The sequence below is a fragment of the Microcoleus sp. PH2017_34_RAT_O_A genome, assembly GCF_020737885.1.
Taxonomy (GTDB): Bacteria; Cyanobacteriota; Cyanobacteriia; order Cyanobacteriales; family Microcoleaceae; genus Microcoleus.
This window is the reverse complement of the sequence record NZ_JAEQDD010000105.1, coordinates 19,715-30,217: the sequence shown is the minus strand read 5'-3', so window position 1 is coordinate 30,217 and position 10,503 is coordinate 19,715. Positions and strand designations below refer to the sequence as shown.

The following is a 10,503-nucleotide window of genomic DNA, read 5'->3' as shown; positions in this document are numbered from 1 at the left end:
TCAGCCAAGGCGGGTCAATCCGCTCGAAGTGAAAGCGAAAGGGGAGGGACTGGAAGCCTCCCATGTCATGTAATAGATGACTATACTTTTACCAGCTATCAGGTAAAATGTGAAATCGTTCCAAAAGCTTAAAATCAAAAATCTACAATACACATATGCCTAGAACACCCAGCGAATATTCCGTGCACCTGCTGCTTGATGGCGGCCACCGCGAAGAAATCCGTTTTGCAACTCTGCCGGATTTTCAACAGTGGTATAAAACCCTGGTTCCCAAACAAGATTCGTCAGAATTTGTCAATGTTCCGATCAAAAATATTCAAGGCGAATACATGGTAGTTCGCCCTTCCAGTATTCTCGCAATTCGCGTAGAACCGCTGTTTAGTTCTAGTCTCGAACGATACGATGAATAATCGACTAGGAAAGTTATCAATTGATTAGGGAAATTTAGAAGTTGAGCAAGATTTTTCGTTATCAGCTATTGGCGATCGCCTGTTGTGTTTTAGCGATCGCATTTTCTGTTCCCGCGATCGCAATTCCGGCGCTGCAACAAATTAGTGTAAGTCAATTACAACCGAGTGAGTTGGAGTCGATCGCCTTTGACGCTCAAATCTGGGGCGAAAATGGCAAGCCGGGGGATAAACAATTGCTGTTAAAGTCGATCGACTACAGCCTCGGTTATCTTAACTCCCAAGCTGCTGCTAGTGCTTACAGTCGCTATCGAGTCTCAGGTATTACGCGCGATCGAGTTCGGCGATCGCTCGATCGATTCCGCCAATTAGTTGTCAGTTCTACAACTCCAACACAACTCCAGGAATCTGTCAAGCGGGAGTTTGTGTTTTATAAGTCGATCGGCAAAGACAACAAAGGAACAGTAGCATTTACAGGTTATTTCGAGCCGACTTACCAAGCCTCTCGCACCCCTAATTCCGAATACCGTTATCCCCTGTACAAGGCACCGCCAAACCTCGGTTCTTGGCGCAAACCTCACCCAACTAGATTGGAATTGGAAGGTGCGGATGCTTTGCAGGGAAGCAAAGGATTGTTGCGGGGATTGGAATTAGTCTGGTTGCGCGATCGCTTCCAAGCATTTCTCGTCCACGTCCAAGGTTCGGCGAAGTTGCAGTTAGCAGACGGCGGCGTGATGACAGTGGGTTTCGCGGGGAAAACCAGTCAGAGTTATACAGGTGTCGGGCGAGAATTAGTTAAGGACGGCAAGTTTACTTTAGAACAGCTAACATTGCCGAAACTCAACGAATATTTTAGCAAGTTTCCGGCAGATATGGACAAGTATTTGCCGAAGAATCAAAGCTTTGTCTTCTTTCAGGATACTAAAGGTGCACCTGCTACCGGCAGCATTGGAGTGCCCGTAACTGCCGAAAGGTCGATCGCCACTGATAAAGTGTTAATGCCTCCCGGCGCCCTAGCATTAATTAGCACGAAACTGCCCTATCCCAATGCGGCGGGGAAACTCGAACAAAATGCCGTTAATCGGTTTGTTTTGGATCAAGATACGGGCGGTGCAATTAAAGGCGCGGGGAGAGTTGACGTATTTATGGGCACGGGGAACCTGGCGGGCGATCGGGCGGGTTATATCAACTCGACTGGAGAACTGTATTATCCGCTATTAAAGTAGAAAGCGAGTGGCCAGAAACCGGGTTTTTACGAAAAATATTCGCCATCATCGATAGATTAGGAAAAAACCCGGTTTCTTTGATTTTCACGAGTGGCCAGAAACCGGGTTTTTACGAAAAATATTCGCCATCATCGATAGATTAGGAAAAAACTCGGTTTCTTTGATTTTCACGAGTGGCCAGAAACCGGGTTTTTACGAAAAATATTCGCCATCATCGATAGATCAGGAAAAAACCCGGTTTCTTTGATTTTCATGAGTACCCAGCAAACCAGACTAAAATAGAAACAACCCCACCCATCCCAACCCGAAAAATGCTAAACAAAATTTGGCAATTCCTCAAACAACTAATCCAGCGCTTATTGGGGAAAACACCTCCACCACCTGCGCCGCCGCCACCCCGCCCCACCCTAACTGACGCGGAATACGAGTCGAAATTCATGGAAATCCTGGAAGGGGTGAATGTCGGCTGGAGTCGAGGGGATGTAGCGGGTTTCTTAATCGCCAAACGCCTGAGAGATAGTGAATTGGCGGCTTGGTTGCGACGGTTTGGGACTGGATTGTTTGAGGGCGAATATGATGACACAGCCCCTACAGATGCGGTGGCTTCGCTTCAGGAATTGGGGCGCAGGCTGGAATTGTTGGGTAGAATTCGCAGCGGGGAATTGTCGGAGGTGGCGGGGGATACTGGGCGGGAGATTTTGACGCGATTTCCGCTGCCGGTGGTTGAGGATGATGCTGGTGGGTATGGGAATGTGATTGAGGCGGTGTTTGTTGGGGATGGTTTGGGTGTTTCTGGGGATGGGAATCGCAGGGATGCGGAGGGTGCGTAGGATTTATATAGCAGGCTAAGAATTTAATAGACTCAGAGCGATCGGCATGATATTCTTAGCAATTAAGCGCCGCATCCGTCGCTAATTTTCACACACTCAAATAAGACGAAAGAGGACTTCAGTCCTCACTACAAACTTAATTCGTAATGACACAAGTAATCGGCATTGACTTAGGCGGCACCGCAATTAAACTCGGCAGATTTAGCGCAGACGGGATTTGTCACCAATCCTTAACTGTCCCAACGCCTCAACCCGCTACTCCAGAAGCCGTTTTAGCCGCCATCACCGATGCTATTTTACAACTTCAAACTCCCCCCCTTAAGAAGGGGGTTGAACTTCAAACTCCCCCCCTTAAGAAGGGGGGGCTGGGGGGGGATCGAATATGTGCGATCGGCATTGGCACACCAGGCCCAGCAGACGCAGCCGGCAGAATAGCCCGAGTCGCAATCAACCTCAAAAACTGGCACAACGTCCCCCTAGCTGACTGGTTGGAAGCCAAAACCGGATTGCCGACAATATTAGCAAATGATGCCAATTGTGCCGGATTGGGAGAAGCTTGGTTAGGGGCAGGAAAGCACTTTAAAAACCTGATTTTACTGACATTAGGAACAGGAGTCGGCGGTGCAGTTATCCTAGATGGCAAACTATTTTCAGGCCATCTAGGTGCAGCCGGAGAATTAGGATTAATTTCGATTAATCCCGACGGCCCAGAGTGTAATAGTGGCAATCACGGTTCTTTAGAACAGTACATTTCCGTGCTAGCAATTCGTCGCGATACTGGCTTGGAACCGCTAGAATTAGCCAATTTAGCTAAGTCTGGAGATGCTAAAGCTTTAGAATTTTGGAGAAATTATGGTCGCTATCTCGGTATCGGCTTAGCAAGTCTAATTTATATTTTAACACCAGAAGCTATTATTATCGGTGGCGGAATTAGTGCAGGTGCCGAGTTTTTCTTGCCAGCAGTTCAAACGGAAATTGAGCGGCGCGTGCTGCCGAGTTCTCGGGAAGGTTTGCAGTTATTGGTTGCTGAATTGGGCAATCAAGCAGGTATGGTAGGCGCAGCAAAATTAGCTTGGCAAATCGCTCTTATGACAGTTGACAGTTGACAGTTGACAGTTGACAGTTAGTTGTAGGGGCAGTGCCCCCGTGCCTGCCCTCTTAGCTGACAGTTGACCAATGACTAATGACTAATGACTGATGACCAATGACTAACGACTAATAACTTCTTCATGGCAGAGAGTGCCCAGTTATATTTTTAATATATTCCTGAATTTTTAGATAAGTGTCCGAGTTGCCTTCGCGCATGATAATAATATTAGTAGCGCTGTCAGGCAGGTAAAAGCTGATTAAGCGACCGTTCTGTTCGCTAGCAAAAGAGCTAATTCGACTCAGATCGATCGCAAATTCTTTGCGCTCGTAATTAATTTTAATCCAGGAACCTTTAGAATTGCGATCGACCGTTTTTTTGATGTATTCGAGAATTTGCTTGTAAGCCTCATAATTCCCTTGGGGATTGAGAATAATCGGCAGACTGCTATTCGGCAGCCAAAATGTAATACGCTTGTTATCCGGTTCGCTAGAAAAAGCACTAATAGTGTCAAGGTCAATTATGTATGTATTTTTCTCATAAGTAATTTTGCTCCAGTAAGCCACAACACAAAACCTCCTCAAACCTGCGTTTCCTGGTATTTTAGGATAGTTTGACAACTCATACAATTTTAGATTTTAGATTTTAGATTTTAGATTTTAGAATTGGGAATGACAGATGACTATCGGGGTTTGGATCTTACCTACAGTTGCATTCTTTTGTGAAACTGGTATCACCTGGAAATCTTAGGTAAAAAGTTAAGTAAAAATATCAGCAATTTTTACCTTCTGCCTTCTCCCTTCTGCGTTCGGGTACTAGCCCCCCAACCCCTGTAAGGGCCGGGAGGTGAGGTTTTTCCGTCGTTGAGAATGCTCCCCGATATCATGTCTGGTAAGTGCAACCCGAATCAAATCCGATTTTTGGGTTGGGCGGGTTTTGTACAGAAATTGTCTGCCCGATTTGAATATTGCGTGTATTCACCCGCCCTACAGACATCCAATATATCAAAACTAATCGATCGCAGATAAGATGAGATCAGGCTCCTGCAAGTTTCCCTGCTACTAAGTCGCGGGCCTCAGCTTCTAAAACATCCTGCTTTCCCTGAGAGCTCGCTGCTTGGATAAACCCCTGAAACAAAGGGTGCGGGGCGCTAGGCCTAGATTGGAATTCGGGGTGAAATTGACTGGCGATGAAAAAGGGATGGTTGGGCAATTCGATCATTTCTACGAGTCGGCCGTCGGGAGATGTGCCGGATACTACATAGCCTGATTCTAAGAAAAGATTGCGGTAGGCATTGTTGAACTCGTATCGGTGGCGATGCCGCTCGTAAATCACTTCTTTTTGATACAGTTTGAAAGCGAGGGTGTCCGGGTTTACACGGCACGGATACAAACCCAGTCGCATCGTACCGCCCAAATCGATTACATCTTGCTGTTCTGGCAATAAATTAATTACTGCATTTGCTGTATCCGGGTTGAATTCAGCGCTGTTGGCATCCTGTAGTTGGGCGGTGTTGCGCGCCCATTCGATCACAGCACACTGCATCCCCAAACACAATCCCAAAAATGGTATTTTATGGTGTTTGGCATATTGAATCGCAGCTATTTTGCCGTCAACTCCCCGAATCCCAAAACCTCCGGGCACAACAATGCCGTTGATATTTTGGAGATAGTTTTCGATGTTTCCCGATTCTAAATCTTCTGAGTTGATCCAGTGCAAATTTAGGTCGCAGCCGATCGAGATTGCCGCGTGCCGCAAAGCTTCCACCACCGAAAGATAAGCATCGTTCAACCGCACGTATTTGCCAACCAAAGCAATCTCAATCTTGTGGCTGGGGCTATACAGCCGTTTGACTAAGGTTTGCCACTGAGTCAAATCGGGTGGCCGCTGTTCGAGTTGCAGCAAATTGATGGTTTGTTCCGCCAAACCTTCCTGTTCCATCATCAGCGGTACTTCGTAGATACTTTTGGCATCTTGAGCTGTGATGACGCATTCTTCGGGTACGTTGCAGAATTCCGACAATTTTTGTTTGAGGCCCAGAGGTAAAGGTCGATCGCACCTACAGACTAAAATATCTGGTTGAATGCCTATAGACCGCAACTCCTTAACCGAGTGCTGAGTCGGTTTAGTCTTCATCTCTCCAGCCGACGGAATCCAAGGTATCAGCGTCACGTGCATATACACAACATTTTGCCGTCCGACAGCCTTGCGAAACTGGCGAATTGCTTCCAAAAACGGTAAAGATTCAATATCTCCCACGGTGCCGCCGATTTCCGTAATCACCACGTCAGGATTAGTATTTTTTGCTACCCGAAAAATACGCTCTTTAATCTCGTTAGTGATGTGGGGAATCACCTGCACCGTGCTCCCTTGATACTCGCCGCGGCGTTCTTTATTGATCACCGCTTGATAAATGGCACCCGTGGTGACACTGTTCAGGCGAGACATGGAAGTATCGGTAAAACGCTCGTAGTGCCCCAAATCCAGGTCAGTTTCCGCACCGTCTTCGGTGACGAATACTTCTCCGTGCTGAAACGGGCTGAGAGTACCAGGGTCAACGTTAATATAGGGGTCTAGCTTCAAAATCGAGACTGAGTAGTCCCTGGACTTCAATAGGCGACCGAGGGAAGAAGCGACAATTCCCTTGCCGATACTGGAAACCACGCCGCCGGTCACAAACACAAATTTGGTCATAGATTTTCGACTTTAGATCTTTCTAGTTAAGAAGGTAACACTCAAATCTAAGAGCTAAAATCCAAAATTGTCCAGCAGGGTTTGAGCCTTTCTCAACTACGGGTGCGGATACGACGAGTCGCCCATTAGCTGAATCGGGCGGTTGGCATGGGTTTGGAGTGCGATCGCCCATTTTCCAACTGTTGATTGTTCCTGAGTTCGCTGTTAGAGACCAAGGGCGATCGAACTAGAAACCAAGGCTTCTTTTATCTCGATCGAGAATATGTCTGCAACTTAGCCATCAAATCTGACACACTGGTCAAATCTAAAACTGCTTCTCCTAAATTCTCTAATTGTTCAGCGGATAACTGACTGATGCGAGTTTGGATCTCCGGCGACAGCGGGCAGACACGGCGCTCCAACAGCGACACAACTAACTGCTGTAACTGCTGCTTTCCTTGTTCGATACCTTGTTCGATACCTTGTTCGATACCTTGTTCGATACCTTGTTCGATACCTTGTCTGATGCCTTGTTCGATGCCGATTCTGGTCGCTTTGGTAATTGCACCGCGCTGGTCTTGAATGAAAATTTCTCGCCTTTCTAAATCTTCCAATTCATCAGGATCGAGATTTGCTTCATTGGCAATTCCAAAAGCTTTGCGGAGTTCCGGTACATTCCCCAACTCTTCCGGGACAGACCTTAACGTCCGAGCCGTTTTCATGAAATATATCCACTTGTCAGTCAGTGTCTCTAATTCTTCTAATGTTTTGTTAAATTTTGGTAATTCAACAAAAACAAATTCTAACTCTTCGGCTAAATAATCGATTCGATTGTTTTTCTCTTTGATACAAAACCGCGAAATTACTGTTTCGAGATGCTCAAACATTTGGAAATCGGTAATTGTCAGGGCAATTACTGGATTCAATAAATCATAGTTTTCTCCACTTTTTAATTGAACTGAGTAAGCTTTAGTAGCATTATACAGAATCCGCTTTTCAAAGGATTCTACGTTCAATACCTGCATTTCAATTATCACTGTTTTGCTGCCACCAATTTTAGCTTTGACATCCAAATAAGTATTCTTTACTCCTTTGATTTTGGGAGCCAAATAAGGGTCAAGGATTTCCAAGTCTTCGATGACGGGATTTGATTCGTATAGAATGGCATTTAAGAAGCTAATCAAAATGTCTTTGCTGTCAGCAGAGCCGAAGATTTTCTTAAAGGCAAAGTCAGTTTTGGGATTAATGAAACTCATGGTATTTTATTTTTACTAGAGACTGAGAGGTTGAGGTTACAGTTATTTAAGTATCTAACTATTATACAATCTTTTAGGTTGGGTTCGCCCTGCGATCGCCCGAAACAACCTCAATACCGATGCCAGTCCCAGTCTGCCCCTGTGGAGTCAATTATAAAATCTTTAATCTAAAATCTCAAATCCCGTTCAGTCATTTTTCCCAAACAGCTAACCCAGGAACGTTTCGCCAATGGTAAAGTCATGGTAGGTAGAGCACCTCAAGTCTGATAAAAAAATTGCTATGAAGTTTGTCTGCGTTCTATCCCGTCAACGGTTGCTTTCTGGTGGTATCGCATTGATCGCAGCGATCCTCTTCGAGGGCTTCGCTAACGAGTGCGGAGCTATTCTCGCTCCCCATGCGGCGCGGGCAAACACTCCTGGGCAAAATCATTCGTCTCTGTCGCCGAAAATCCTCGCTAGTAACGATGTTAGTTGTAAGGGCGCGCGATCGCCAGAAACTCGCTGTCGTGTCGGCGGTTTGTTCGTCAAAACTCAAAATACGTCTACAGAACAAGTCTTTACTCTCAAGCACACTGAAGTTACAGCTAAAATTGCCGGCAATATCTCCCGCGTCGAAGTTGTTCAAAAATTTGAAAATCCTTTTCCCGAATCTTTAGAAGCTGTTTATGTATTTCCCCTCCCCGATGAAGCGGCGGTGGACGATATGGAAATTAAAATCGGCGATCGCATTATTAAAGCTAATATCAAACGCCGCGATGAAGCTTTGGAAATATACCAAAAAGCTAGAGAGCAAGGTAGGACTGCGGGTTTGTTGGAACAAGAACGCGATAATATTTTTACTCAGTCTCTCGCTAATATCAAACCGGGAGAAAAGATTGAAGTGACGATTCGCTACACCGAGAGTCTCAAATTTGCCGGTGGCGATTACGAATTTGTGTTTCCGACAGTGGTAGGCCCGCGCTATATTTCGGGAAATCTGACCCCCCCCAACCCCCCCTTAGCAAGGGTGGGCAATAGTTCTGAGTCTCCAGGGGCCAGAGATGGCAACAACACTCTATCCCCCCCCTTAGCAAGGGGGGGCGATGCTCTATCCCCCTCCTTAGCAAGGGGGGGGCAGGGGGGGGTTAATACCGATGCCGATCGCATAAACTCGCCTCTCTTGCCTCCGGGTACGCGATCTGGTCGCGATATCGCTATTTCCGTAGAAATCGATGCCGGAGTTGCGATCGGCGATGTCCGCTCTACTTCCCATCAAATTACAACAGAACGCAGCGGCAATCTTGTGCGCGTCCAACTAGCGAATTATGACACAATTCCCAATAAAGATTTAATTCTCCGCTATCGAGTATCAGGCGAAAATACTCGTGCCACAGTCTTGAGCCAAGCCGACCAACGGGGCGGTCATTTTGCGACTTATTTGATTCCGGCATTAAACTACAAAACTAATGAAATTGTACCGAAAGATGTCGTGTTTCTGATGGATACTTCCGCTTCTCAACAGGGCGAACCGCTAGCAAAATCTAAGGAGTTGATGCGCCGCTTCATTCAAGGACTCAATCCCAAGGATACTTTTACGATTATTGATTTTGCCAACACGGCGCAAGCGCTATCCGCTACTCCTTTAGCGAATACTGCCCAAAATCGACAAAGCGCAATTAATTATATCGATCGGTTGCAAGCTAACGGCGGCACAGAACTGCTCAACGGCATTCAAGCCGTGATGAAGTTTCCGGCTGCACCAACGGAAAGGCTGCGGAGTATTGTACTAATTACTGACGGTTATATTGGCAATGAAAAAGAAGTTTTGGCTCTGGTGCAGCAGAGTATAAAACCGGGCAATCGACTTTACAGTTTTGGTGTCGGCAGTTCGGTGAATCGGTTTTTGCTCAACCGTTTAGCCCAAGTTGGTAGAGGCACGTCTCAAGTAATTCGTCAAGATGAACCTTCGGCGGAAGCTGCTGAAAAGTTTTTCCGTCAAATTAACAGTCCGGTATTGACTAATATTGAAATTAGTTGGGAAGGAATGGGCGAAAAACCGGAGATTTATCCGATCGCGCCCCCAGACTTATTTACCAGTCAGCCGCTGGTGTTGTTTGGCAAAAAGAGCGATCGAACTAACGGCCAACTCCGCATCCGCGGCACTCAAGCGGGCGGCAAAGCTTACGAGCAAATTTTACCTGTTAATTTTGCTCAATCTGGAGGGAGACAACGGGAGTCAACTTCAGCCGCAGCAATTGTTACAGATTTTGGCAATCCGGCGGTAGCTCAACTTTGGGGGCGATCGCGCATTAAAGATTTAATGAATCAAATGTTTGGTGGCGAGACTCCTTCTTTGGTGGAAGCTGTGACTAATACAGCTTTGGCTTATCGCTTGCTGTCGGAATACACGGCTTTTGTGGCTGTGAGCGAAGAAGTGCGAGTCGAACCTGATGGTGCTCGGCGCCGCGTGCAAGTGCCGGTGGAATTGCCGCAGGGTGTCAGCTATGAAGGTATTGTCCAGGCCGACGAGCGCGAGCAAACTAGAGGTGGCACTCGCAGCGCCAGCTCGACTCGCGGTGTTTCACCGCCAGCCCCAGCTCCTCTCCCGCGACAAGCTCCTGACAGCCAACGATCGCGCCAGCAGCAGATTGCTGCTCGCTTGCAAGTAGTCAGCGCTCCCGGATTGGATGCTGGGGCGATCGCATCTCTGAATCAATACCTGCGATCTGTTAATCTCCCAGCGGCGGTTAGTGGCGAGACGGTATGGGATTTATCCGTACAAGACGGCCGTGTTGCGAAAGTGGCCATCGACACTCAAACCTCGACGCTGCAAGCAACAGACGCCCTTGAGAGTATCAAGGCAGCCTTGAATTCCTGGCAACCTCCCGCAGGATTCAAGGGCACGCTGAGGCTGAAATTGCGGATTAATGCCGATCGTTAAGGAATGACTATCTATGTCACGAAACATTAACTTTTAAGTCAAAAGTACCGAAATGGCGATCGCCACCATGAGAACAATATAAAATCTTTATTAAGAGATCGCGT

8 protein-coding genes are annotated in these 10,503 nt (G+C 46.8%); 5 read left to right on the top strand and 3 right to left on the bottom strand.

What is annotated here, in order from left to right; genetic code table 11:
• The first annotated feature begins 155 nt into the window (after positions 1-155).
• The 4 genes from JGK11_RS27575 to JGK11_RS27560 all read left to right on the top strand — a co-directional run bounded on the left by JGK11_RS27575 (position 156) and on the right by JGK11_RS27560 (position 3,569).
• Entirely contained in the window at positions 156-410 is a 255-nt protein-coding gene (locus tag JGK11_RS27575) for a hypothetical protein (RefSeq protein WP_293185768.1), read from the top strand.
• A gap of 41 nt (positions 411-451) precedes the next feature.
• Positions 452-1,633: an MltA domain-containing protein gene (locus JGK11_RS27570; protein ID WP_293185769.1), complete on the top strand. Its 1,182-nt coding sequence runs from the start codon at positions 452-454 to the stop codon at positions 1,631-1,633.
• 311 nt (positions 1,634-1,944) lie between these two features.
• Positions 1,945-2,463 carry a hypothetical protein gene (locus JGK11_RS27565; RefSeq protein ID WP_293213712.1) on the top strand — a complete coding sequence of 173 codons (519 nt, stop codon included), beginning with the start codon at positions 1,945-1,947 and terminating at the stop codon, positions 2,461-2,463.
• 146 nt (positions 2,464-2,609) lie between these two features.
• On the top strand, positions 2,610-3,569 hold the full coding sequence (locus tag JGK11_RS27560) for an ROK family protein (protein ID WP_293213709.1): 960 nt from the start codon (positions 2,610-2,612) through the stop codon (positions 3,567-3,569).
• Between the two features lie 121 nt (positions 3,570-3,690).
• Here JGK11_RS27560 and JGK11_RS27555 read toward each other — a convergent pair whose 3' ends face one another.
• From JGK11_RS27555 to JGK11_RS27545, 3 genes are all read right to left on the bottom strand, one after another.
• On the bottom strand, positions 3,691-4,116 hold the full coding sequence (locus JGK11_RS27555) for a hypothetical protein (protein ID WP_293185772.1): 426 nt from the start codon (positions 4,114-4,116) through the stop codon (positions 3,691-3,693).
• A 469-nt stretch (positions 4,117-4,585) separates the two neighbouring features.
• The gene (locus tag JGK11_RS27550) at positions 4,586-6,244 is read right to left on the bottom strand and encodes a CTP synthase (protein WP_293213707.1); all 1,659 of its coding nucleotides are present in this window, start codon (positions 6,242-6,244) and stop codon (positions 4,586-4,588) included.
• A gap of 245 nt (positions 6,245-6,489) precedes the next feature.
• Positions 6,490-7,479 (bottom strand): Rpn family recombination-promoting nuclease/putative transposase, encoded by a 990-nt coding sequence (locus JGK11_RS27545; protein ID WP_293213705.1) that lies wholly within the window; start codon positions 7,477-7,479, stop codon positions 6,490-6,492.
• A gap of 280 nt (positions 7,480-7,759) precedes the next feature.
• Between JGK11_RS27545 and JGK11_RS27540 the strand changes: the two genes are divergently transcribed.
• Complete coding sequence (locus JGK11_RS27540) at positions 7,760-10,399, top strand: VIT domain-containing protein (RefSeq protein WP_293213703.1); 2,640 nt, start codon at positions 7,760-7,762, stop codon at positions 10,397-10,399.
• Positions 10,400-10,503 lie beyond the last annotated feature (104 nt).

Excerpts from the sequence above, each read along its gene's own strand:
- JGK11_RS27575 (WP_293185768.1), top strand. The coding sequence starts at position 156 with ATGCCTAGAACACCCAGCGAATATTCCGTGCACCTGCTGCTTGATGGC.
- JGK11_RS27565 (WP_293213712.1), top strand. The coding sequence starts at position 1,945 with ATGCTAAACAAAATTTGGCAATTCCTCAAACAACTAATCCAGCGCTTA.
- JGK11_RS27560 (WP_293213709.1), top strand. The coding sequence starts at position 2,610 with ATGACACAAGTAATCGGCATTGACTTAGGCGGCACCGCAATTAAACTC.
- JGK11_RS27550 (WP_293213707.1), bottom strand. The coding sequence starts at position 6,244 with ATGACCAAATTTGTGTTTGTGACCGGCGGCGTGGTTTCCAGTATCGGC.
- JGK11_RS27545 (WP_293213705.1), bottom strand. The coding sequence starts at position 7,479 with ATGAGTTTCATTAATCCCAAAACTGACTTTGCCTTTAAGAAAATCTTC.
- JGK11_RS27540 (WP_293213703.1), top strand. The coding sequence starts at position 7,760 with ATGAAGTTTGTCTGCGTTCTATCCCGTCAACGGTTGCTTTCTGGTGGT.